Origin of the sequence: Nostoc sp. UIC 10607 (assembly GCF_047228265.1) — a bacterium.
GTDB classification, from domain to species: domain Bacteria; phylum Cyanobacteriota; class Cyanobacteriia; order Cyanobacteriales; family Nostocaceae; genus Nostoc; species Nostoc foliaceum_A.
In genome coordinates this window covers 55,405-79,183 of the sequence record NZ_JBIQNW010000008.1, presented here as the reverse complement: position 1 = coordinate 79,183, position 23,779 = coordinate 55,405, and the positions used below count along the sequence as shown (strand labels likewise).

Sequence of the window (23,779 nt, the reverse complement as noted above, 5' to 3'; positions counted from 1 at the left end):
GAGCTAATGAGCGAGTCAGAATAAGGAAAGTATTACGATTAATAGTAATAATTTGTTCATCTGAGTTTTCTATAAAACCCAAAAAATCCGCTTATGCGAAACACTATGGATGAAAATGAAATTAACCCAGGGGAAGAGTTAAGAGAAGTTCTGAAAGAGCTTTTCCCTGCTGATATAAAAGATAATTCCTTTATTTCAAAAATTGACTATATTGTGCAAGCTGATGGAGAATTGATAGATTTAGTTTACAATAGCACGATAAATTATCTATTACGACGGCTTATATTAACTGCTGATTTTTTAAAAAGGCAAGGTGAAAAAGATAATAGACAAAATGATGTGTTCATAACTAAATTGAGAGCCTTTCTTAAGGATGATATGCACTTCCAGGAGAAGCATATTGGACGAATTAGTGTTTTAATTCTTGAGTGTTTAGACAAGCGAAAAAAAGAAGTTCCTTCCAGTACTAAAGATAAAATAAGAAAGAAAGCCAAAAATGACAATAAGCCTTGCTATATATGTGGTAGCGAACTAGAGTTTGATTTAAAGAAAGAAAGATCACACAACTTAGTTCAAGTAGAGCATAAATGGCCGAGAGCAATGGGTGGTGCAAGTAATGATTTCAATCTTGAAGTCGCTTGCTCAACTTGTAATAGTAAAAAGTCAGATTATATAGATGCTAGCGATTTTCATTATGAAAAGATATGTCTCGTAAGTGATGAGAACGATGAATATTTTTCGACTGAAATGAAGAGGGAATATGAATTGGCATTATGGGCTAAAAGAGAATTTAAATGTTCTATTTGTGGAAAAACATCATCCGTTGGTGGAAAGTTAAAATTTGCACGCAAAAATCCCAATGATAGCTGGCATTTTTTAAATATAGATATTTTTTGTGAAAAACATTCCAAAACAAGTAAAACGAAATAGTTATGACAGAACACAGGTGTTATTTTGGTAGTTTAGTATCACAGCGCACAGATGAGAAGGCAACTCGTTTTTTTGTTTTTAATGCACAAGCAAAAGATTTGAAATCTTGGCTAGGAATTCGACGAATAAAAGATGTCCAAAAAGGAGCGCAGCGTGTACTAAGGCAAGCTAGAGTTAATGCAGTTAAAAAATTTATGGGAGCTAGTTCAATTAATATAATTCCTAACAGTATACTTATAGCTTTTGACCCAAATAAAGCAAATTTTATACCTCTAGGACAAAAAATTAACGAGTATATTATTCAAGCAAATAGTTCCTTAGAAAAAAATATAGATATCTTCAATGGTTGTAGGGAAAATCAAGTCACTTGGGGAATTATTGAATTTTCATTTGAACAGAGTGAGCAGGAATATCTTAAACCAGCACTTATTGTAGACGGGCAACATCGTCTGTATGGTATGTCTGATTTCAACGAAGAGGATTTACCTATAACCGTTGTCAGTTTAATAGATGCTACTCCTCAAGAACAGGCTTTTCAGTTTATTGTGGTAAATAATAAAGCAGTACGAGTTTCAACTGAAAATGTCAAATCTATTGTTGCAGATTTTAATGAAGATGAACTTGAGAAAAGACTTGTACTAGCGCGTGTCAAATATGGTGATAAACCACTGATACTTAAGTTTATCAGCGATTCTCCAACAAGCCCATTTCAAAATTTATTAGAATGGTCTTATAACAGAGAAAGTACAGAAGAAACTCAGCTAGTGCCAATTACTGCAATAGAACAAGCAATGCGATATATACGTAAGTGTTTTACAGTGCTTGAAAATGATGAAGATTCCTTGATAGAGTTTTTTTGTGCAACCTGGAGAGCGGTAAAAGGGAATTACCCGGAACTTTTTGGAAAAAATAATCAGTTTATGAGGAAAGCTAATATTAATGCCTTCAATGAGTACATAAGTGATCGTTTACTATATTTTTGGGAGATGGATTTACTAGATATATTTGACAGTGATGAAATTGCAGAAAAAGTGTTAGATATTATTAAACGTTTACCTAAAGAATTTTGGCTAGAGGACTGGAAGCTTAGAATTCAAGACACTCCCAATTTCAGAGAAATACTAAAAAATGATTTCAAGATTATAATAACTAATTGTAAATTAGGCAAACAATGGCGTGACGGGTTAGAGTTGGTTCAAACAGAGGAATAAAGAATGTCAGGCTTCCCACTAAATGCTGAGACTGGGTGCGATGACAAGCTTTATAGGATGGGATAATTTAATTATTAAAAGTCCCTTAAATGTAATTCCCTATTAACCGGATATTTTGTTACCATTCCAATCTGCGAATTTCAATATTAACTGTGACATCATCAACTTGACAAGCTAACCGCGCATGAGGATTATTAGGTGCTAAAGTCTCCAACATTTCCTGCTCATCAGGTTGAGGAGGAGGAATATCACCAATAACCTCAACCAAACAAGTGCCACAAAGTCCAGTCCGACAACCAAATAAAATAGGTGAATTCTGAATCGTGAGATGTTCAGACAAACTTTGATGACATTCCAGAGTGATAGCAACAAAATCACTTCCCGGAAAGGATATCTTACATAATTCAGCCATAATACGCAATAATTTTACCTAAACAACACTCTTCCATTCCTCTCTGCGCCGGTCACTGAGCGTAGTCGAAGTGCTGCGTCTCTGCGTGAGATAAAAACAAATCCTCTTGGTGTTCAAAACCTTTAAAAGCCCTTTTTTGAGTTGCCAAATATCGATAAATTGAATTAGTAGCCATCAGTGACATATCCCGATTACGTTGCCAAAGATAATCGAGTTTTTCAACATACACCTGATAAGATTTCATCGCCTCTTGATGAGTTGAAAAACTGCGCTGTAATCCTTCCGACTCCTGCGTAAAACAACGCCGCATCATTTCTTTAGCATCTTTGTCACTCATCTCAAAAATGGGCGATCGCAACACCCGATAAATCTTGTTATACAGCGCCGGATCGTACCAGAAAATTCCGTTAATTGCAGCCGAAAAATGGAAATGATCGCGCTGACATCCCCACAATCCTAAATTAGCCACCAGTCGCTCAAAAGCAGTTGGTGGCTTAAGGCAAGTGATAACATCGTGAGATATAATTGTCGAACTATTGAAGTGAAAACTTTCATCCATGAAGTGATAATAGGAGACTTTAGCAGGAATTGGAGCAGCTTCAGGATGCAAATGTTTTTGATAATAATTGCTGAGTTTGTGCTGTACTAACTTGCCGTTTATTGTCCGCACTCCCCGTACCGTGAAATACTGACAAGCCAAAAAAGTATTATTCGCAGAAATCAGCCCAAAGTATTGAAGTTGAATTTTTTTCCACCAAGTTTTTAGCGCATTGGTGTCAGCATAAACCATCGTTTCTGTAAAGGGGCCGCGCATGGGGTAGGTAAAGAGAAGTTCCCCAAATAACGCTTGTTCAACCTGTTTGGCAATTGTGCGGAAGGCGTGAATGTGCGATCGCTCTTGGGCAGATTCCAAATCTAATGTATCGCAGATTAAGCGAAAATCTTCTTGGGCGTAAAGTCCGGCTGCACTGGTTTGATTGAAAAAGATAGTTGCAATTTCAGCAGAAACAATTTGTGAGTAGTAAGCTACCCAGTAAAGTTGATTCAAAATTATACGCTGATGTTGGCTAGACTGTTCCCATAAAGGTGTACCATATAGCAGGGAAAATTCCTCTGGGTTCCAATACTCGTTTTGACAATCTTCATAGCGAAACTTGGTGGCAGCTTCATCCATTAAAGCAGTATGATCTTGCTGTTTATTGCGGGTGTGGTTAATTTGTAATTTGCGATAAATAGTTTTTTCCATATCCGTTTTTATTTCACGCAGAGATAAGATTAATATTTATTACACACATTGATGGGCGGGGAGGGGTTGAAAAGCTCCACGTTCTTCTAAATTTTGCAGGATAGACTGGGCTGATTTTCCTCCCATGAGCGATCGCAATATTTGTAATCGCGTTCCGCTATGAGTCTCTGTATCTAGTTCTTCTAAAATTTTGATTTTTTGCGATCGCGTCAGATGGCCTTTCACTTGTTCGATTGCTGCAAGTACGCTTTGTGGGCCCACCTGTACCATAAACAAAAACTGTGCCAATACATCGAGAATTGTTGTTTGACTGAATGCTGAAACAGTAATTTGATTAAACAAGGTGGTTCCCGTAGCGTGATGACGGGATTCAGATTGTAAAAAACTCGCAAAAAGTTCTGCTAAAACTGGATAGCGGCATTCCTTTGCTAAACGCCGATAATGGCTTAAACCCCATCCTTCTAAAACGACTTGCAGCACAAACAATAAAACTGTTTTATCTGCACTTTCAACCACTTCTGATAGTAAGTGCAAAAATGGATCGTCCGTGCTAGTTACTTCCATTTCTGGTAAAAAATGGCTAATTTGGTGAAGGTGGATAGCTTCATCAGTCGTAAACAATGCATAAAGCATTCGTTCTTCAACTGTTTCTGCTAACAGTACCATTTTTGCCATATAGCCAACGCCTGCTTTTTCAATGAAATATGATTCTTCTAATAAACTGCGGTTAGAAAATTCCAGAATAGTAGATTGCTCATTAATATTAGATTGTTGAAAAATTTTGACTTGATGTAAATTGAAAAACTCAGCACCCCAATAATTTAACTGTGGGTAATTAGGATAATTATTCTGATTAGTTAATGCTGCTGTTAATATCCGTCGTAAACGGTCATCATTATCTGTATGCGGTAGGTCAAAACCGACAATGTTATATTTTGAATCCATGTTCAGGGTTAGGTGTTGATAGAGTTTGAATATTTGGATAATTAACAGTGTTCCAACTTCCCCAGGTTAAAGCTTTCTGGTGATTAACGTGCTGAATAAATTCCAGAATAGATTGATCTGCTTTAGTAGGAGTCTTTAAATCAAACTGAATTGTTTGAAATACCTGTGTATCACCCTTTGCGAAGTAATTACCAACCTGTTTAGTTAATCGTAACAAACCACGATTTAAAACCCATCCCCAAAATCCCGGACGCTTGGGAGTGACAAGAATTGTTTGCCCTTCAGTTTTACCACCTTCTATCATCCTCAGTGTAAATATAATGTAGAAATGCAGAAAATCTGGGCCTAGCGTCACAGTGCCAGTACTGCCATACCAGTAACACATACTATAAGTAACTTCGTTGCGATATAGAGGACGAATCAGGCGAATTAACCAAGAATCATCTCCTCCCCGTGTAGTATTGCAGAAGGTAATAGCGTTAGGGTTGAGGTTTTGAGAATCAAATACAATCTCTAAAGGTAAATTGTGTACTGTATTGAAATGGTGAGCATCAATCGCATTGATTAGTAAGACATTAGGATGGCAGTTTTTGACAAAGCGAGTCCCCAATATATAATCACAATCTGCCTGTTCTAATTCTGGTACAAAAGGCAACGAACTTGGCTTTTCCTCTCCCACCCAAACCCAAACCATGCCGTATTTTTCTGCCGTGTGCCAAGTTTTAATACACACAGGTAGCGGTTTTCCGAGAGAAGGAACATCTAGACAAATTCCGCGACTGTCATACTTCCAATTATGAAAAAAGCAGCGAATTCCATCACCTTCTACCTTACCTTCTGCTAAATGAGCGCCCATGTGTGGACAATAAGCATCTATAGCTACTACCTGACCACTAACTCCCCGATAAATTGCCAGATTTCTACCTAGCAAAGTTATAGCTTTTACCTTACGAAGCTTTAATTTTTTTGATGGTAATGTCCAGTACCATCCCTCTATAAATTGTGTCGGGTTGTTAAAGTTTGATTGTGGGTTTGTAGATACCATAAAAATTAAATAAGAACACAATCTTGCACAAATTGTAACGATGATTCTGACTCCCACATCCGTTTTCCAGCACGAGTGAGATTGTCATAGTTAATTTCAGTTAAACAAACTAATTCATCCCCTAATCGATAGCCGGGGTTTATTTCTTCAAAAAACTGGATATGAGGGTTAGTCTGTCTTCCTGTGGGGATTTCAATCAACCCCTCACAGAGAATTTGGGGATGCAGGAAATGGACGATACCAGTTGCTTCTTGGTATAAACTACCATAGTATTCGCGTGCTAAACTCACCATCAGATTTGTAACATCGGCAGGTGTTGTAACATCATAACGCGGATAGAAATCTTGCCAAAAAGTAGGGAGAAAACGATAAGTGCGAAAACCAGAGCAAATTAGCAGCCAGTAAAGTTTATTTTCTGTATAGTGTTGACGCAGAAAATTGATGGCGGCAATCCAACTACGTGGTAGTGTTGTACTCGACCAAGCACTAGGATCAACAATAGTGTCGCCGGAATATACCACACTAATTTTTTCTCCCAAAAAAGTTGTTTGACATAACATCAGAGTTGAAAATCCTTTGAGTGCGTTGGATGTCTCATCTCTCAACAACAAAACCCAGTTTTTGCGCTCTAGATCGATTTGAAACCCATCCCAGGTTATACCTTGGAAGTGATTTTGCAGCAACGCATACATGGCGATGCGATCGCTTGGCTGCAAATTTTGAACAGGAATCAGCAAACTCTTCATTACTCGGAAATTACCTAAAATCGATTGGTAAGATGTATTTATTTAAAACTTTATCGACCAATTTGGTAAATTTACGGTGTAATGTGACAGATTGCAAAATGGTTATCTACGCTACAATCTCATATTCACATCTTGCACCTTCTCATAAGGTTTGATAGAAATTGCCCACTCTACAAAGAATTAAGATGTAGTTAGCTTAAGAAACCCAAGATTACCAAAGTTCTTGTTAAGTTAAGCTGTACTTAACCAAATGTATTATTATACACCTCTGTTTTTTGACCATCGAGACGGTTTTAGCTGATTTACATACTCCATATATTCAGCTAATGGCTGATCAATACTAAGGAGCAACTTCGGATTAAAGCGAATATTGTCGTAAATCTTACCATCTTCATCCCTGAGCATATAGTAAGCCAAGCGAGTACAGAATAGTAAAAACTGACTCAGCAAATATCCCACAATACCTTGACGTTTTTCAGTTACATAAATCGGTTGAATTCTCGTTCTTCCAGGCGCAATGGGAGTATAAGCGTATATCATAAACAATGGCGGAAAAAGCCTGACATCCTTCATCATTGTTAACAGACCAATGCAACCATGAGCATAACGCATTGAATACTGATATGTAGAACCAAGAAATCTTTGACCTAACTTTTCTCTCCAAGTAGTTTGAGGGAATTGTCCCCACATTGTAAAGTCAATTTGCGTCCCTAATTCGCTGCGATGTAGCGACAGATCCATTTTGATGTCTAAATGATGAATTGTTTTTAAATGTTGAGCATCAATCCCATTCATCATACAAATATGGTGATGACAACTTCTTTCAAATGCAATATCAGCTTGTGCAACAATTTCTTTTCCCTTCAATTCATCAAAATCTACAACTCCCTCTGGTGCTTTAGCATCTGGATAAATCCAGATAAATCCATACTTTTCCTCTGTTGCATAAGCTTGCAATTTAGCTTGACTAGGAATTTCTGATTGACAGGGAATATTTTGACAAATCCCTGTTTCATCAAATGCCCAATGATGAAATGCACAACGAATCCAATTACCATCAACCTTCCCAATTCCTAAATCTGTTCCCAAATGAGGGCAGTAAGCATCCAAAGCCCGTACTTGCCCATCTTCACCTCTAAAAATGGCAATTTTATGACCGCATACTTCTACAGATTTTGCTGTTTTTTTAGGGATTTCATGACTAGGAAAGGCAATATACCAACCCTGAGCAATTACATTCCAATTATTGAATATTTGCATAATTGTTTGATAGATAATTATTTAATATTTCTTGTCGTTGGCGAATATCATCTCGATATTTACCCGTCAAAATTCTAAATAACATTTTACCTAAACAATAAGAAGCCCGCCAAGAAAATACAGCATCTTGTAAATCAATATGGCTACGCTCAAATAAAAAATGTCCAGTTAATCCCACCAATTGAGTTAACGGTAAGCCCAAGAGCAACCAAAAGTTTTGCAAATTCCAAGTATAAAAGAGTAAACCGTAAAAAAAGAATATTCCCAGAATGTGTAGAGTAATATTAATTGGATGTTGATGTTTAAGAATAAAAATATCCCAATAGTTTGTAAAAGGATGATCTATAATTTGACTATTAATTCTATTTCTTAGTTTTTGTTGAGGATTAGAATTGATATTAATCATAATAGAGTGTATAATAAATCAATAGTAAGTTTTACTTTAATAGTCATTGTCAGCCACACAAATACCTTTACATTTAATACCGTTTGTAGCAGTACGCTGGCAATGAGAACATAAAACTTTTTCGTTTTCTGTTTCTTGATTTATTTCTATACTAGTGCTTGTCTGTAGCTTGTCTTTTTCGGTCTGAAGTTTTTCACTCATAAGAATGGTAGGAGTTTTTGCTGTTTAAATTTTACAAGTTATTTAGGAGTGATTATTGGTGAGGCACTATCTAATATAGCAAAGTCATACCTGTCCTGAATAAAGCGATCGCTCCACCCGCCGTAGGTATTACTCTCATAAAAATCGTGCGTTATATTTTCGTGTAGCGTACAGGAAGAGCGATCACGAAAGTAATTGAGGTTTGCAAAAAGCGTCTGAGCAAATACGATACCGATCAACAGGAGTAATGTGATGGATCAAGCCAAGAGAGAACGTTTGGAATCTAAAGGCTGGAAAATTGGCACAGTTTCAGATTTTTTGGATTTAACACCCGAAGAAACTATCTTGGTTGAAATTAAGCTAGCTCTCAGCCAAAACTTGAAGGAGCGCCGGCAAAAACTGATGACTCAAAGTGAACTCGCTGATAAGATTAGTTCTAGCCAACCTCGGATTGCTAAAGCTGAAAATGGCGATGCTTCAGTATCAATTGAATTGTTGATCCGGGCAATGTTAGCAACAGGTGCAACTCCTCAAGATATTGGACAGGTGATTGCTGGTGTGGGGTAAAAGCAATTTAATGCTAAACTCTCACGGGCTTCCAAATAAACAATATGTCTCAACACTGATCAATAACCCTCTTTATTTCTCCTCTCTCTGTGTTCTCTGTGTCTCTGTGGTTCGTTTATTTGGATAATTTATTTCTTCTTGGAAGTCTCTCAAACTTTTCTTTGCGCCTCTGCGTGACGATAATTCAAACAGGAAACAAAACAGTTCCCAACTTTTCACGCCCTAAGCGATCGCTCACCTTACCCCTATAAACAACCTGAACCCCATTAATATAAACCCCTTGCACAATATCATCCGAGCCACGCTTAACCATCCGAGGTTCACCATCTAAAACGGGATCTGATATCTGCACCTGTGGGCTAATTGGCTGATTTAAAGCATTGGGATCGAGTAAAACTATATCTGCTTTCGCACCAACTTTCAGAACTCCCGTATCCAGACGAAACCAACCAGCAGGTTCTCCCGTAACCCGGCAAATCGCAGCTTCCGGTGAAAGAAACTTGGTTGCAACTGCTTGTTTGAGCAAAGACAAAGCTCCATCATAGTAGCCCAGATTACGCACGTGAGCGCCAGCATCGGTAAAACCAGGCAAAATATAAGGATGCTGCATCATCGCTAAACGGGGTTTTAGGCGATCGTTCGCTCCTGTCGCCACCCAGCGTAAATCTGTATCGTATTTTTGTAATGCGTGGATAAATAAATCCACTGGTTCTTGTTGCTTTTGACGAGCAATTTCCGCAAAACTTAACCCTTGCCAACTTGCTTCGGGACAGTGAATAACTTCCATTAAATCTAACTGACGATGGAATGATTTACGCCGTTTACTGAGCCATTCTTGGCGAAACTGACGACGAAATATTTCCGATGCCCATAGTTGTTGTCTTTCTTCTCGTGATTGACAACCATTGAGTTGTGCGCCTGTGCAGAATTCTTCAAATAAGGGAGTCACAGATCCATCAGAGTAAATGGTGAAGGGTTCGGTTAAGGTTTGAAAACGCACATTACCATTTAGAAGCCGATTCCAAATAAAAAGTAGGGGGGAAAATATTCGCCATAGTTTGCGATCGTGTACGGCATCTAAGGCTGAGAGAACAGTTAGCCGCAGTGGTTTTTGTCCAATCCCTGAACCCATACGCAGAATATCTACAAAGGAAGCGATTCGTTGTAAATTGGGTGTGACTTGAAAAACGCGATCGCACCGCCGACATAAATCCGCCAACATTGCATATTCATTAAATTTGGCGTGTTGAGAGGGAATTGTGCAGCCTTGCCATTCTCCACTCATTCGATGCCAGGGAAACATATCAATAGAAATGCCAATAAAGCCAGCGTCTAAAGCATCTGTGGCTATGCGCTGCATAAGTTTTAGTTCAAATTTTGTCGGCTGAACAGTTAAACTGCGTTCTAATCCCATCACATGAGCGCGTAAAGCACTGTGTCCAAACATTGGGGCAACATTGGGGCCAAGGGGTAACTGTTGCAAATGCTGTAAATATTCTGCTGGTGTCTGCCAGGAAACCGACTTTTTAAACCATTTTGCAATCAGCCGATGGGAAAGTGTCTCTACCCTCTGAAAAATATCAGCCAGGATTTGGGGTTCTGCGATCGCAACAGACAAGCTACAGTTACCAATAACCACGCTAGTAACACCATGACGAACTGATTCGCTCAATCCTGGTGCAATTTCTAACTCTAAATCGTAATGAGTATGAATATCTATAAATCCCGGTGTCACCCATAACCCAGAAGCATCAACCACCTCACGCGCTGGGATATTTAAGGAGGGTGCAAGGGTGACAATCCGTCCATTTTGAATGCCGATATCTCCGCGCACAGGTGGAGAGCCTAAGCCATCGAAAATTAACCCGTTTTGAATCAGCAAATCCAACATGATTGTTTGTTGCCTTTGTTTGCTCTACTCCCCACTTAAACGTCGAAGCTGATCTCGAAAATAGCAGAAACTTGGTGATTGATTATTGCCAATGTCCATAAGGGGAGATATACGTTCAGCCCAAATTGCTTTCTCTTTACCAATTGCCTGATAAGCAAGTTTAGATAACTTTTGGCAACCACCGGAATATACTGCGTCAGCTAACTTCTCCCATGTGCCACAAATCTCATCGTTGGTGTATGAATTTAGAACTACTTGTTTTGCACTCGGATAAGCTGCCTTCACTGCTGCTAAATCACCTAAGTACCATGCTTCTCCTTCCTCAATAGCAATACAAAATTGTGTCTTTGGTTTAGGATTACAAGAATTTACGAGTTCAAGTAGTTCTTTGCGAAAAGCACTCAGGCATCGGTCATCAAGATCGCAAATGATTATGAGGACAGCAGGGAAATAAGATAATGTTTTACCGTAGCCTTGAATAAGTCGTGGTAACTGGTCGAGCAGAATTCGTTTTTTGGGGTCAGAAGTAGATGTTAGATTTTTAGGAATACGCCCTATTCCTTTGTAATGATGGATATTAAATGTGTGTTGTTCGGTGTTAATAATTTTTGGGACAAGAATCTCAAGAGCAATTTTACCGGAAATATCCTCAACGAGTATCTCAAAGTGCATATACTCAACTTGCATCCAAATAGTCACTGTACCAAAGTCCGCCAAGAGGTAAACCTTCAGAAACAAGGTTATTGATCAGAGGATCTTCACTAGCTCGCTTAATTTTCGCAAATCCATCCTCGCCCTTTTCTAAGACCCAAACCTCGTCAGGTTCAAGGGCATCTACAAAATATGGCTGATGTGTTGTTACAAATATTTGTGATCCACCTTTCTGACCTGTAGCGTGTTCCCGAAATTCTCGCGCTAGGGTTTCTAAAAGTTTATGGTAAAGTCCATTTTCTGGTTCTTCAATGCACAAAAATGGTGGTGGTGAGGGATCTTCTAACAGGAGCAGATAAGCGAATACCTTAAGTGTTCCATCTGACATATTTTGGGCATAAAATGGGTCTTGAAAACCCTTATCGTTGAAACGCAGTAGTAGTCTTCCGTCTGGACTTCTTTCGGTGCTAATCTTGTTCACACCTGGAATTTTGCTAGATATTTTTTCAAGTATGGATTGAAACTTTTTAGGATGTTCTCTCTCCATAAACTGAACTACATTGCCCAGATTATCGCCATGAATATTCAAATGCTTTTGTGGCCCAGCCAGAGGCAAACTTCGTGCAGCATCTGGAGTAAAATAGCTTAAATACCATCCTTCAATAAATCTCCTAAATACAGAAATTCTTGGGTGTTGTTTGAGTGAACCCAAAGTTGCAATTCCCAGTTTTCGCTTATCGTCAAGTTCAACTACTTCGGTTTCTTTACTCTCTTCTTCGGCTTCACCTCTCTGTATTTTTTCTATTAATTTTGACAAATCAAAATCACCTTCTTCTCCCTCAACTTGTTTGCCTTCTTGTTCACCTTTCCATGCAATTCCTCTACCTTCATTGAGAATTAGAAAAGAAAAAGGTTGTCCCTTGCTTTGTCCTTTTCTTCGTTGTCTGAGTCTCTCCCTTTTTACATAAGGTCTTCCAGAGGAGTCAATATCTATTGCCAACTCATAGGTAATTGGCCGGGCATTATGATCCTCTTTATAATAAATATCAAACTCAATACTTCCCTCTTGTCCTTGGGAACGAATTCTCTCAAAACCCCCACGACCACGAGAATCGCACGCTTCCTCTACTCCATTTTTCAAGCAGTCTGCAAGAAATCCAAAAGTGTCGAAAATGGTGCTTTTTCCAACACCGTTCTTACCGATGACTGCTGTCATTGACGTTAATGGCTTGGCATTCTGTGTGTTCCACAACTTTCCCAAAGTGATATCGCGAAGAACTCTGTAATTTCTTACCCTAAAGCCTTCTACTTTAGACATTTAAGCCCCTTTGCTCAACTAAAAGAATCCTACAAGTTGCTCCAATTATCTGACAATTCGATAAATTTAACACTATATTTCATTTTATTTATGCCATTCCACCACGATGCTCAGTTTTCACCCAGTGCGATCGCTCCCTTTGCACACACATCTTTAAAGTTGTCACAATCATCACAGGAATCCAATGCACCATGTATAATGACCCTTGAATTGTTGCCCAAAGCAAACACCATCCTCGTAAGCTTTGAAATTGGTAAAGTCCAGCAATAAAGGCAATTGTCAAAATGATGCTGAGTAGTGTTTGCAGTGGTAATAAAACTGGATGATGGCTATAAAATATTGTCCAAAGTAAATCGGGGATTAGTCCAATTGGTAGAAGAAATTGCAATATAAAAAATAATAGTAAATCAATTTCTTTTGCCCAATCTAAAGTAATAATTTGCGGAAAATAATCTAGGTAACGCTGATAGCCACCTTCAGCCCAACGACAGCGTTGATACCAAAGTTTTTCCCAAGTAGTTACACCTTCTTCCTGAATTGATGGAACTGCAACAAACTCAATTTCTGCACCTGCTAAATAGAGTTTGAAGCAAAGATCCAAATCATCGGTGACAGTGTTCTCATTCCAACCTTGACACTTTTCTAACAATTCCCGACGAACTAACATCCCATTACCCCGCAGTTCAGACATTCCACCAATAGCAATGCGATGGGTTTGTAGAAAGCTATCACAGCACATTTCCATCTGCTGGCAACGGGTTAAGAAATTGGTATTAGCATTAGAAATCGCTTTTCGCACTTGCACTGCACCGATCGCTTGCTTCTGAAACAGAGGTACTGTTTGCTGGAGAAAATTGGCAGGTAACTGAGCATCCGCATCACAGACTAGGATAATCTCTCCTTTGGTAAAGGGAAACACCGCATTCAACGCCCCTGATTTACCACCTTTAGATTCCCGTTGATGAACTTGTAAAGATGGAAATTGAGTTTGTAATTCTTTCAAAACTTGGGGGGTTTCATCGGTACTGCCATCATCAACGACCCAGATATCTAGGGAATCGTCGGGATAATTCAATTGGCATAGGCTGTAAACTAAATCAGCCAAGACTGAACTTTCATTTTTAGCCGGAACTAAAATCGAGACTGGCGGTAAATAAATTTCACTCTCCATCACCGCCGCCGCTGGTTTTGCTATCAGCATCCGTAACGTTTGCACAGACAGGATTGCCGTTAATCCCAGCAACAACCATTGTGTTTCTGGTAGCCAGTGCAGCAAACTCACGCCACCCCAAACTAATAAAAGTATTATGGTTGCTTTGAGACGGCGATAAAAGTTAGTATTTTTTCTTAGCTGAAAAGTGCTTTTTGCCACTTTTTTCTATATCCTTTCTGTTCGTTGCTTAGTCCTGCGACGTAATAGTAACATCGTCACTGCTCCCAGAAGGAAACCGCCTACGCCTGCTGCAACTGCTAGAATCCGCCCCAATTGTTGAGCAGCATTCAACACTGGGTTATTCAACAGATTGGAGGAGAAATGCAGCGATTGAATAGTCCATTTGGAGTTTTTGCAGCACAGCTGTCCATCGCAACGCCATATCAGCCGCTTTGCCATCTTTGAAAGAGAAAGATGCGTAGGCATAGCCCGTCGTAGACATCGCTTCTCCAGAGGCGACATCTATCTCTGGAGTGAGAAAATTTCTGAGAGTTTCTCCCTGTAGTTGCATTTTGATATCTTTAATGGAACTGGAAAACTGCTGATTCCAGTACTTTTCAAACTCAGGAACTTTGTGGAAAATCTGGTTATCAACTGTTGTTATTGTGAAGTTTGGGTGCAAGTAAGGCTGGATTTTGGCAAAATCGCGAGTATTTAGGGCTTGCAGGGCAATATCTCGTGTGCGAATAATTGCATTTATCTCCTGTGGGTTGATATCTGCTAGAGCGTATTGGGGTAGATTCCAAATTACCAACACCAACAAAACACTCCAAAGTAGCTTAATGCATTTGTATATGCTTGCCCATCTCTGTTTCATCATATAAAAACTTGGCGTTACTGAATTAAAGTATAAATTATGCGATGCCTGGCGGCGGGCGTAGCTATCGCTTCAAGCTTGCGGACACATAGTACCAAGGAAGCTTACTCCTGATTTAGAAGGTTGGAATTTTAAACGCAGAGGTAAGCATAGAATAAGTTTGCGTTACTCTGCGTTCATTTGCGTTTCAGAAATGCTACTCACTACAATGCAAACACCAGCTAACAAAAATGCCAATGCACCTGCAATTGCACCAACAGAAGGTGTTATCCCTTGCAGTTGGGGAAATAGAACGCCAAACAAACTCATCGCTAAAGCGAACCCACCAAAATACATCCCAATTCCTAATCCCGCCCATCGCTGGGGTACCAGTCCTAAAGCAAAAGGAATTGCCCCATTGACAATTAAACTAAAGCCAGCAACGATTAATATAATTATCGGAATTTGTGCGCCCACAGATATCATTATCAGTAACGAGGGAATGATTGCACAGATGCCACAAAGCATTGCTTGACTATTACCAATTTTGACGGCGAACATCCCTGCTGGTATGCTTGCAATTGCGATCGCTAATCCAATCCACACCATTTGCGCATCAATATTATCAGTATTCAGTTGATTTTTCAGTACTTTTCCCAAGACATCCATGAGAAATCGGATACCCCAAGCTACGCCGAAACCAGTTCCTAAAATCAAAGCCAATTTCTGCAAGGGCAATTTTACTGTTTCTGCTTGGTGCCTATCCACTGGCGCTTCTGGGGGATTGACTAATCGCAACACAGCAGCTGCACCCAGCATGACGAAAGAACCGATCGCAAAGGTATAAACTGGCCCTAAATTAAGAATAAACTTGTGGCTTATTGGTCTAAAAGCCCCAATTACACCACCTACCAAAGTAACGAAACTTACTGCTAAAGGTAACTGGGCTGGTGTTGCATACATCCCCAATAAGCACATAACTGGAGAGCGAAATATTGTCATTGCTAATGCCCAGGCTACCAATACTATAGGTAAGAGCGATGCCTGCGGCGGGCTATGCCAACGCATCACGGTAGTAGGCGGGATCAAGCTGACAACGCATGGTATGGCAATGAACAAAGTCGCTGACAAAATCATACCTACTGAAATGAAGGGAAACCGAGTTCCTACCCAGCGCCTAGCTTGATCTGAAAGTCCACCCATTAAGGGTTCCAGTATTGCACCCAAAACATTTTCGACTAGCACCAAACCAACTGCCAATGAGGCGGAAAAACCAAACTGAGTCAAAAGTTGGGGCAAATATATATTATAAATTAACCAGGTGAGGGTAATTGCTCCCTGCACTGCTGCCAACACCCAAACTTGCACCCATAAAATATTGAGACGAGATGTCGAGGTAGTCAAGTCGCTTCGCTCCAATTAAAAATTAAAAATTATTAATTAAAAATTCCAAGACCCTCTCTACGAGACGCTGCGCGTAGCTTGCTTCCCTGTAAGGGTACGTGGACTCTCGTACAGAAGTCATGCCGTTGGCTTTACGCTGCGCTATCAGTGTTGGCTCTGTACCCACCAATGATAGCGTAGCGTTAGCGACGTAGGAGCGTCTTGTAGACCATTGAATCTTTGATTCATTGTTGGCTCTGTACTCAAAATTAATTAAAAATTATTCTTTTTCTTAATTTTTAATTTTTAACTTTTAACTTTTAACTTTTAATTCAAAAAAGGTCATCAAGAGATGGGGGAATGGGAGACTTCAACCGCAAACTCACTCTAGTCGTGGTAGGAAACAGAGCGGAGACGGAGTTGCTCCGCCTCCGGAGCAGTATTCCTCCTGCCTCCTGCCTCTTTTGTTAATACTCTGGAACTGAAGGATCGATTTCTCGACTCCAAGCGGTAATTCCGCCTTTGACATTCGTCCCAACAATCCCGGCTTCCTTGAGGATGGCAAGGGCTTTTGCTGATCGTCCGCCCATCTTACAATGAGCAATTAAGCGGTGACCGTTCAATATTTCCTTTACCTTGGCAACGCCATTCCCATTTTCAATGTCTGGTAAGGGCACCAACACTGAACCAGGAATTTTAGCAATATCATACTCATTAGGGTTGCGGACATCCAGCAGTACGAAATCTTTTGCACCACTATCCAGCAATTCCTTCAAATCCTTAACGGTCATTTCTTGCATTTCCATCTGCTGTTTCGCCTCCTCTGCCTTAGCTTGTGGAATTCCGCAGAATTGTTCGTAGTCTATCAGCTTTTCAATTACTGGGCGAATCGGGTTAGGACGCAACTTCAACTCCCGAAATTTCATATCTAAGGCGTTGTATAGCAGCAACCGTCCACTCAAGGTGTTACCTTGTCCCAGAATGATTTTGACCGTTTCTGTTGCCTGGATTAAACCAATAATTCCTGGCAATATTCCCAATACGCCTCCTTCTGCACAAGAGGGAACCATTCCTGGTGGTGGTGGTTCTGGGAAAAGGTCACGATAGTTAGGGCCACCTTGGTAGTTAAATACAGTAGCTTGCCCTTCAAAGCGTAAAATTGAACCGTAGACGTTGGGCTTATTCAGCAATACGCAGGCATCGTTAACTAGATATCTGGTGGGGAAGTTATCAGTACCATCCACGACGATATCGTAAGGTTGGAGGATTTCCAGGGCATTTTCGGAAGTCAGGCGGGTTTCGTATAAATCAACCTGACAATAGGGGTTAATCTCGTGAATGCGGTTTTTTGCCGATTCGATCTTAGGTTTACCCACCCAGGATGTACCGTGGATTACTTGGCGTTGTAAGTTGGAAGTATCGACAACATCGAAATCTACAATCCCGATGCGTCCAATACCCGCCGCCGCCAGATATAAAAGTAGTGGTGAACCTAGTCCACCTGTACCGATACACTGTACACTGGCAGCTTTTAGGCGCTTCTGTCCTTCTAGTCCGACTTCCGGCAAAATTAGGTGTCGGGAGTAGCGTTCGTAATCGTCTTTGGTCAACTGGATTTCATCCAGATTGGGATTGAGCATAGCAGTTATGATCTGGGAGAGCGGAATATTAATCCTATCGAAAAACGATATCCGTCTTGAAATTAAGCCGTTAAATTATATTTTCAATTGCCTCTGCTTGGAACTGATGATGATCGTCAAGGCTCCAGCTTCGGAGTTCTCCAGCTTTACCGTTTTGGACGGTAACTATTATATACGAGTATCCTGGCCAAGCGTATAGGCGATCGCATTCTGAAGGGATAGCAGGATGATCTGGGTGGGAATGAAAAATGCCGATAATGTTCAGTGAGCGATCTCGTGCTTCTTTTTGTGTTTTTAGCATAACTTCAGGTGCGATCGCATATTGCCGTTTTTTACTTTCTGCTGTGTGTTCCCCTGAGAACTCAGCCGCCGCTTCTGTATTCCAGGCATTTTCTGTTGGCATGATTTCCACCACAGTTTTGCCATCATTAGCCATATAGCCTAAAATTATACCGCAGCACTCCTCTGGATAGGTGCTTTCGGCATGGGTGCAAATGTTTTGTAAGTGTTCTTGGCTAAGTTGGATCATCTCTGCGTTTGTAATTTTGGTAACCTCTAGCGATTCTTGCTTAAATATAAGACATTGCCAGGCTTAGGCTAGAAAGAACCGCAGGCATCGCTGCGGTCAAAAAGAAAAAGATATATTTTTTTGTCAGTCTTTCAAGCATATCCAAAGTTTGCTCCTTTAGAACCCTGTCTTTTCCTGTGGTGGTGTCCTTACCTTGCTTTTACATTCGCGCAGCATCCCGTAGAGAAGGAGTACGGCTCAAACTAGGTTGTTGACTATAAACTCTAAAAATGTGAAGAATACACCAAGAGAATTGCCTAGCAAATAAATAAATCGGTGTAAATAATTGTTGCTGGGTTGAGGTAAGAGGCAAGAGGCAAAAGGCAATATTTATAAGGGTTTTACCTAGTTCATTTTTATTCACTTAGTTTGATTTTATTGCGCCAGCTTATTTACATTTCTCGGCATATAATGTGAAGAGTATGCAAAGATAGTTCTTGAAGTATAGACATCTAAGTAAATATTCAGTATTTAGTTAATATCAAGTTATTGAGATGTTCCCTATTTTTAAGCTAAATACCCACGGGCAATAGCCTACAACAAGGGTATGAAAATCCCTTTCTCTATCAAGAGTCAACTGTTCCCTATTTTCAAGTCACTAGGACTGACGCATTGGCAAAAAATTAAAGTATGAAGTGTTATTTTTAGGCATTTAAGCTTGATTTAGCAACATTTTTCAGTGATTGCTATTTAATCAGGAATGGTTATAAAAAGCCTGAAACAACTTATTTCATTTCATCCATCTGGCCATGAATTTGTACAGTGCGTGAGGCCTTGTTAATTAGATAGATGCTAGTTGTAAGCTGATCAATAAAGTGGATTTTTGAGAAAAATTACTGTCCCTCAAGGGTGACATAAAAGTATGCCGAAAGTATTAACTCTCGGCGAGTTATTGTGTTCTAAAACAGTATTAACTCAGGGCTAAGAACTTCAAATTACTGAAAAAAAACATCAATTTAGGTAGGTTAAAGTTATGACAAATATCCTTGGAACCAACGGTAATGATACTCTAGTGGGCAGTAACGACGCTGACACGATTAACGGCAAAGCGGGCAACGATACCATCACAGCGAAGAAGGGTAACGACACTGTAACTGGTGGTGGCGGCAAGGATAAATTTGTTTACAAATTGGGTGACGGTACTGATACAATCACTGGTTTCGGTGGCGTAGGTAAAGGAACTAACCCGACAGCAGCAGTCATTGCTGAAGTAGATACCATCAAATTTCAGGGTGCTGGTTTGACGGCTCGAAATTTACTACTCACCCAAAATGGCAAGAATCTGGAAATCAACTTTGAAGGGGAAACTGATACCATCGTTATCCTAAAAGACTTCAAACTAGAAAACTTGGATAATTTGAGAGCTTCTGGAACAAGAGCAGCTATTGGTAATATCCTGTTTGATGGGCAAACTAGCATTACTGACAGCTTCAATGTCTTGGATGCCAACTCCACTGATACTAGTCTGGGCATCAAGAACACAGTGACCTTTCTCAATGACCTCGACAACAACATTAAGGGTTTAGACAACTCAAATGATGTCGTTAATGGTCAAGGCGGTAATGACAAAATCGATGGCAAAAGTGGCAACGACTTGCTGCGGGGTGGTACGGGAAAAGATACTCTCATTGGTGGTGCGGGGGATGACACCCTCATTGGTGGTATGGGCAATGACTCCCTCGACGGTGGTACTGGTAATGACCTGCTGCGGGGCGAGGCTGGGAATGATACTCTCATTGGTGGCGCTGGTGATGATTACTTGAATGTTGACTCTACACCAGGCAATAATCTGTTGAATGGTGGCGATGGCAATGATACTCTCTCGGCTTTAGGTAACTACGATGTGGTGTCTGGTAATAACACGCTTAAAGGTGGCGCTGGTAACGATAGCTTGAACGCTGACAGTTCAGCAGGCGATAACCTACTGGATGGTGGCAATGGCAATGATTCTCTCTCTGTCTCTGGTGGCTACTACAACCCTGAGGTGTCTGGTAATAACACCCTCAAGGGTGGTGCTGGTAACGATAGCTTGAGTGCTTTCTTTTCAACAGGCGATAACTTACTGGATGGTGGCAATGACAATGATTATCTTAACGTCAATCTTGCCAATGGTAATAACACCCTCAAGGGTGGTGCTGGTGACGATTACTTGAGTGCTAACATTTCAACAGGCAATAATCTGCTATCTGGTGGCGATGGCAATGATTCCCTCTCTGCCTCTGACTTCGAGGGCTACAGGTTTGATAACACTTCAGGCAATAACACCCTCAAGGGTGGGGCTGGTAACGATTACTTAAATGTTGATTATTCACGAGGCGCTAATCTGCTCTCTGGTGGCGATGGCAATGATTCTCTCTCCGGCTCTAGCTACGGCCGCGGCTACGGAGGAAGCTTTTATAACACTACTGGCAATAACACCCTCAACGGTGGCGCTGGTGACGATAACTTAAATGTTGATTATTCATCAGGCGATAATCTGCTGAATGGAGACAATGGCAATGATTATCTCTCCGCCTCTGGCTACGAGTACGACGAGTACGGCGACTACGGCGAAGCAGTCTATCGCAGGGCATCGGGCAATAACACCCTCAATGGTGGTGCTGGTGCCGATAACTTGAATGTTGATTATTCAACAGGCAATAACACTCTCAAAGGTAGCACTGGTAACGATTACTTGAGTGCTGGGGCTTCAGAAGGCAATAACTTCCTCTCTGGGGGTGATGGCAATGATTCTCTTGATGCCTCTGAACGTGATAATAAGTACGGCGGATTCGGAGGTATCAACTCCTCAGGCAATAATACCCTCAACGGTGGTGCTGGTGACGATTACTTGACTACTAAAGCTTCAACAGGCGATAACTTACTCTCTGGTGGCGATGGCAATGATTTCCTTGACGCCTCTGGCAATGATTATAGATTCAGATTTTTTGTCTCCCCAGGCAATAACACCCTCATCGGTGGCGCTGGTGACGATAGCTTGAGTGCTGGTATTTCAGAAGGCGATAACTTCCTCTCTGGTGGCGATGGCAATGATTCTCTTGATGCCTCTGGCACCGACGCATACGGAGCTGTCCCCTCCTCAGGCAATAACACCCTCAACGGTGGCGCTGGTGACGATTACTTGAGTGCTACCATTTCAATAGCCAATAACTTCCTCTCTGGAGGCGATGGCAATGATTCCTTCTATATAAGCACCATATCCCCAGATAGTGTTCCCTATTTTTCCGAGACTGATTCAGTAACTCAAACGGTTGATGGGGGAACAGGTGACGATTTATTGTCCTGTTATGCTGGCCCCTATTATCGTTATGAACCTATTGAGGGAATGACTTCGACATTCAATGCTGATACTAACATTGGCTCAATTACAGTGGGCACGAATCGAGTTAGTTACAAGAATATCGAACGATTAAATATCTCAGGTACACAATACGATGACTTGATTGTAGGGAGCAATGGCAACGATACGCTCTCTGGGGGCTATGGTGGTAATGATAGCCTCTATGGAGGAGCTGGTAATGATACCTTTGCTTTCAATAGTATCAATGAAGGCGTTGATAGCCTTTATGACTTCGATGCCACTAATGAATTAATTCAGGTATCGGTTTATAATTTTCCTGGCGACTTATCAGTAGGTTCGCTTCAGACAAGCCAGTTTACCATCGGAACATCTGCAAGTGCGATCGCTCAACGATTTATCTATGACAATTCTACAGGTGGTCTGTACTTTGACGCAGATGGCAATGCGGGTGGGTTTACTCAGGTAAAATTTGCCCAACTATCTACTGGATTGTCTCTAACTAACAACAATTTTGTGGTTGTTTAATCGTGATTATAGCGGTTCCCACTTAGATGCGGTACAACATTATATTGCTAGGTGTAGGGGCACGGCAGTGCCGTGCCCCTACGGGTGTACCTCACGTAAACGAGAACCGCCATAGCGTTTCATTTCCGTAGGGAAGTATTGCGAGGTGCAGAAAATTGCACCTCGCATTTGATGAATCAATGCAATTTGTTAAAGTTGATTCCGCGCTTTGAGTTGCAGATATCGCTCAACCACTTGATCGGCAATTTGATTTGCTGGTGCATCTAGTACTAATACACCTTTTTGTTTCAACTGAGCAAATGCTACTTGTCGTTGCATTAATAAATCGAGTGCCACTGCACGGGCATAAGCATTTGTAACATCATCTGTAAAGGTGTGTGCTAGATGATCAACTTGCGGATCTCGCAGAGTTACGCAAAATGGTAGATAGCGGGGTGCTAGCTTAGAAAGTGCAGCCAGGAGTTCAGTGGAAGCGGTGACATCAATTAAGTCGGTAATCACCACTACTAGCGCCCTCCGAGTTTGTCGTTGTACAACATTTGTTACCGCCCCCAAATAATCAGATTCTAATAACACTGGTTGAATTGGAGTCAGGCGATCAATTAGCTGATTCAAATGATGTTGACCGCGTTCTGGGGGAATCCACGTATGCACTTGGCGGTCAAATACACCAACACCCACGCGATCGCCTCGATGTAACCCCGCCAAGGCTAAGGACAAAGTTGCATTCAAACCCCAGTCAAATCGCTGCAAATTCTGCACCTTTGCTGTCATCAACCGTCCGCGATCGAGCAAGATCAGTAAAGTTTGTTCTTGTTCGGGTTCTAGAACTCTCACCAGTGGCGTTGCATTACCATAAGCCCCAACCCGACGGGCGGTAGCTTTCCAATCAATAAATCGTAAATCGTCACCAGTGCGATAGTTCCGCAGTTCGGCAAACTCTGTACCAATACCAGTTTTGCGGGATTGGCGGATTGATCCTGATGATTGCAATGTCAAACGAATTGTGAGCGATCGCAACCCCACTAAATCAGGATAAACTTTCACTGGCAGACTTTGGGGAATTTGCCAATCATCCCAAGCTAATCCCCAAGTTCCCAATTGTCGAACTTGAATATTTCCCCAAGGAAACTCGCCGCGCTGTCTTGGGTTGACGGTATACGTCAATTCTTGGGTGCTGTTACTGGGAACAATAGCATGAAGTTTGGGTGCAGAGATGCCAAACCCTGTTGGATAGTAATCGCAGATTTCAATTAGGGCGTTGGCATTTGGCGATGTTACTTTTAGTACCACTGGATTATCCCGCCCAATGGATAATCGTGACGGTAATTCGCGGGTAATTTGCACGCGAGAACGCCGCACCTGCAAACCATCTACAACCATCAATCCGAGAACGATCGCATCAAATAGCACAGTGATGGCGATCGTTGCTTTAATGCTGAGAAAAAGGTATAGCATCGGCGCGATGACTATACCCAAAAACAGCAATAAATAAACTCGTTTGGAAGGAACCATTTTTGAGAG

At 41.0% G+C, this 23,779-nt stretch carries 20 protein-coding genes; 4 read left to right on the top strand and 16 right to left on the bottom strand.

Features of this window, described 5'->3' with window-relative positions:
* Window positions 1-105 precede the first annotated feature (105 nt).
* Together ACEYW6_RS10050 and ACEYW6_RS10045 are read left to right on the top strand one after the other, a co-directional pair.
* Window positions 106-930, top strand: a complete 825-nt coding sequence (locus ACEYW6_RS10050; RefSeq protein ID WP_412979593.1) for an HNH endonuclease — start codon at window positions 106-108, stop codon at window positions 928-930.
* 2 nt (window positions 931-932) lie between these two features.
* Window positions 933-2,141, top strand: a complete 1,209-nt coding sequence (locus ACEYW6_RS10045; RefSeq protein WP_412979592.1) for a DGQHR domain-containing protein — start codon at window positions 933-935, stop codon at window positions 2,139-2,141.
* Window positions 2,142-2,259: 118 nt separating this feature from the next.
* Here ACEYW6_RS10045 and ACEYW6_RS10040 read toward each other — a convergent pair whose 3' ends face one another.
* The 7 genes from ACEYW6_RS10040 to ACEYW6_RS10010 all read right to left on the bottom strand — a co-directional run bounded on the left by ACEYW6_RS10040 (window position 2,260) and on the right by ACEYW6_RS10010 (window position 8,201).
* The gene (locus ACEYW6_RS10040; RefSeq protein WP_412979591.1) at window positions 2,260-2,553 is read right to left on the bottom strand and encodes a 2Fe-2S iron-sulfur cluster-binding protein; all 294 of its coding nucleotides are present in this window, start codon (window positions 2,551-2,553) and stop codon (window positions 2,260-2,262) included.
* A 52-nt stretch (window positions 2,554-2,605) separates the two neighbouring features.
* On the bottom strand, window positions 2,606-3,799 hold the full coding sequence (locus tag ACEYW6_RS10035; protein WP_412979590.1) for a P-aminobenzoate N-oxygenase AurF: 1,194 nt from the start codon (window positions 3,797-3,799) through the stop codon (window positions 2,606-2,608).
* Window positions 3,800-3,838: 39 nt separating this feature from the next.
* On the bottom strand, window positions 3,839-4,744 hold the full coding sequence (locus tag ACEYW6_RS10030) for a ferritin-like domain-containing protein (protein WP_412979589.1): 906 nt from the start codon (window positions 4,742-4,744) through the stop codon (window positions 3,839-3,841).
* Window positions 4,728-5,789: a Rieske 2Fe-2S domain-containing protein gene (locus tag ACEYW6_RS10025; RefSeq protein WP_412979588.1), complete on the bottom strand. Its 1,062-nt coding sequence runs from the start codon at window positions 5,787-5,789 to the stop codon at window positions 4,728-4,730. Before ACEYW6_RS10025 ends, ACEYW6_RS10030 begins: the two co-directional genes overlap by 17 nt.
* A 5-nt stretch (window positions 5,790-5,794) precedes the next feature.
* Entirely contained in the window at window positions 5,795-6,535 is a 741-nt protein-coding gene (locus ACEYW6_RS10020; RefSeq protein WP_412979587.1) for a hypothetical protein, read from the bottom strand.
* 258 nt (window positions 6,536-6,793) lie between these two features.
* Window positions 6,794-7,795 (bottom strand): Rieske 2Fe-2S domain-containing protein, encoded by a 1,002-nt coding sequence (locus ACEYW6_RS10015; RefSeq protein ID WP_412979586.1) that lies wholly within the window; start codon window positions 7,793-7,795, stop codon window positions 6,794-6,796.
* On the bottom strand, window positions 7,779-8,201 hold the full coding sequence (locus ACEYW6_RS10010) for an Mpo1-like protein (protein WP_412979585.1): 423 nt from the start codon (window positions 8,199-8,201) through the stop codon (window positions 7,779-7,781). The genes ACEYW6_RS10015 and ACEYW6_RS10010 overlap by 17 nt, the downstream gene beginning before the upstream one ends.
* Window positions 8,202-8,654: 453 nt before the next feature.
* Between ACEYW6_RS10010 and ACEYW6_RS10005 the strand changes: the two genes are divergently transcribed.
* On the top strand, window positions 8,655-8,969 hold the full coding sequence (locus ACEYW6_RS10005) for a helix-turn-helix domain-containing protein (RefSeq protein ID WP_412979584.1): 315 nt from the start codon (window positions 8,655-8,657) through the stop codon (window positions 8,967-8,969).
* 184 nt (window positions 8,970-9,153) lie between these two features.
* Here ACEYW6_RS10005 and ACEYW6_RS10000 read toward each other — a convergent pair whose 3' ends face one another.
* The 8 genes from ACEYW6_RS10000 to ACEYW6_RS09965 all read right to left on the bottom strand — a co-directional run bounded on the left by ACEYW6_RS10000 (window position 9,154) and on the right by ACEYW6_RS09965 (window position 18,390).
* Window positions 9,154-10,860 (bottom strand): N-acyl-D-amino-acid deacylase family protein, encoded by a 1,707-nt coding sequence (locus ACEYW6_RS10000; protein ID WP_412979583.1) that lies wholly within the window; start codon window positions 10,858-10,860, stop codon window positions 9,154-9,156.
* Between the two features lie 24 nt (window positions 10,861-10,884).
* Window positions 10,885-11,559 carry a hypothetical protein gene (locus ACEYW6_RS09995; RefSeq protein WP_412979582.1) on the bottom strand — a complete coding sequence of 225 codons (675 nt, stop codon included), beginning with the start codon at window positions 11,557-11,559 and terminating at the stop codon, window positions 10,885-10,887.
* Window positions 11,537-12,829, bottom strand: a complete 1,293-nt coding sequence (locus ACEYW6_RS09990; protein WP_412979581.1) for an AAA family ATPase — start codon at window positions 12,827-12,829, stop codon at window positions 11,537-11,539. Before ACEYW6_RS09990 ends, ACEYW6_RS09995 begins: the two co-directional genes overlap by 23 nt.
* Window positions 12,830-12,917: 88 nt before the next feature.
* Complete coding sequence (locus tag ACEYW6_RS09985) at window positions 12,918-14,201, bottom strand: glycosyltransferase (RefSeq protein WP_412979580.1); 1,284 nt, start codon at window positions 14,199-14,201, stop codon at window positions 12,918-12,920.
* Window positions 14,202-14,340: 139 nt separating this feature from the next.
* Window positions 14,341-14,862 carry a protein kinase gene (locus ACEYW6_RS09980; RefSeq protein ID WP_412979579.1) on the bottom strand — a complete coding sequence of 174 codons (522 nt, stop codon included), beginning with the start codon at window positions 14,860-14,862 and terminating at the stop codon, window positions 14,341-14,343.
* A 162-nt stretch (window positions 14,863-15,024) separates the two neighbouring features.
* Complete coding sequence (locus tag ACEYW6_RS09975; RefSeq protein WP_412979578.1) at window positions 15,025-16,242, bottom strand: MFS transporter; 1,218 nt, start codon at window positions 16,240-16,242, stop codon at window positions 15,025-15,027.
* A gap of 446 nt (window positions 16,243-16,688) precedes the next feature.
* Window positions 16,689-17,861 carry a molybdopterin-synthase adenylyltransferase MoeB gene (moeB, locus tag ACEYW6_RS09970; protein WP_152590576.1) on the bottom strand — a complete coding sequence of 391 codons (1,173 nt, stop codon included), beginning with the start codon at window positions 17,859-17,861 and terminating at the stop codon, window positions 16,689-16,691.
* Between the two features lie 70 nt (window positions 17,862-17,931).
* Window positions 17,932-18,390, bottom strand: coding sequence for a Mov34/MPN/PAD-1 family protein (locus ACEYW6_RS09965; protein ID WP_412979577.1), 459 nt, complete (start codon window positions 18,388-18,390; stop codon window positions 17,932-17,934).
* Between the two features lie 1,012 nt (window positions 18,391-19,402).
* Here ACEYW6_RS09965 and ACEYW6_RS09960 point away from each other — a divergent pair.
* Window positions 19,403-22,255, top strand: coding sequence for a beta strand repeat-containing protein (locus ACEYW6_RS09960; protein WP_412979576.1), 2,853 nt, complete (start codon window positions 19,403-19,405; stop codon window positions 22,253-22,255).
* 189 nt (window positions 22,256-22,444) lie between these two features.
* On the opposite strand, the gene ACEYW6_RS09955 is transcribed toward ACEYW6_RS09960, so the two are convergent.
* Window positions 22,445-23,770 carry a DUF58 domain-containing protein gene (locus ACEYW6_RS09955; protein WP_412979575.1) on the bottom strand — a complete coding sequence of 442 codons (1,326 nt, stop codon included), beginning with the start codon at window positions 23,768-23,770 and terminating at the stop codon, window positions 22,445-22,447.
* Window positions 23,771-23,779: the final 9 nt, after the last annotated feature.

Excerpts from the sequence above, each read along its gene's own strand:
- ACEYW6_RS10040 (WP_412979591.1), bottom strand. The coding sequence starts at position 2,553 with ATGGCTGAATTATGTAAGATATCCTTTCCGGGAAGTGATTTTGTTGCT.
- ACEYW6_RS10020 (WP_412979587.1), bottom strand. The coding sequence starts at position 6,535 with ATGAAGAGTTTGCTGATTCCTGTTCAAAATTTGCAGCCAAGCGATCGC.
- ACEYW6_RS10030 (WP_412979589.1), bottom strand. The coding sequence starts at position 4,744 with ATGGATTCAAAATATAACATTGTCGGTTTTGACCTACCGCATACAGAT.
- ACEYW6_RS09955 (WP_412979575.1), bottom strand. The coding sequence starts at position 23,770 with ATGGTTCCTTCCAAACGAGTTTATTTATTGCTGTTTTTGGGTATAGTC.
- moeB (WP_152590576.1), bottom strand. The coding sequence starts at position 17,861 with ATGCTCAATCCCAATCTGGATGAAATCCAGTTGACCAAAGACGATTAC.
- ACEYW6_RS10045 (WP_412979592.1), top strand. The coding sequence starts at position 933 with ATGACAGAACACAGGTGTTATTTTGGTAGTTTAGTATCACAGCGCACA.
- ACEYW6_RS10015 (WP_412979586.1), bottom strand. The coding sequence starts at position 7,795 with ATGCAAATATTCAATAATTGGAATGTAATTGCTCAGGGTTGGTATATT.
- ACEYW6_RS10035 (WP_412979590.1), bottom strand. The coding sequence starts at position 3,799 with ATGGAAAAAACTATTTATCGCAAATTACAAATTAACCACACCCGCAAT.
- ACEYW6_RS09965 (WP_412979577.1), bottom strand. The coding sequence starts at position 18,390 with ATGATCCAACTTAGCCAAGAACACTTACAAAACATTTGCACCCATGCC.
- ACEYW6_RS09980 (WP_412979579.1), bottom strand. The coding sequence starts at position 14,862 with ATGATGAAACAGAGATGGGCAAGCATATACAAATGCATTAAGCTACTT.
- ACEYW6_RS10025 (WP_412979588.1), bottom strand. The coding sequence starts at position 5,789 with ATGGTATCTACAAACCCACAATCAAACTTTAACAACCCGACACAATTT.
- ACEYW6_RS10000 (WP_412979583.1), bottom strand. The coding sequence starts at position 10,860 with ATGTTGGATTTGCTGATTCAAAACGGGTTAATTTTCGATGGCTTAGGC.
- ACEYW6_RS09960 (WP_412979576.1), top strand. The coding sequence starts at position 19,403 with ATGACAAATATCCTTGGAACCAACGGTAATGATACTCTAGTGGGCAGT.
- ACEYW6_RS10005 (WP_412979584.1), top strand. The coding sequence starts at position 8,655 with ATGGATCAAGCCAAGAGAGAACGTTTGGAATCTAAAGGCTGGAAAATT.
- ACEYW6_RS10010 (WP_412979585.1), bottom strand. The coding sequence starts at position 8,201 with ATGATTAATATCAATTCTAATCCTCAACAAAAACTAAGAAATAGAATT.
- ACEYW6_RS09990 (WP_412979581.1), bottom strand. The coding sequence starts at position 12,829 with ATGTCTAAAGTAGAAGGCTTTAGGGTAAGAAATTACAGAGTTCTTCGC.
- ACEYW6_RS10050 (WP_412979593.1), top strand. The coding sequence starts at position 106 with ATGGATGAAAATGAAATTAACCCAGGGGAAGAGTTAAGAGAAGTTCTG.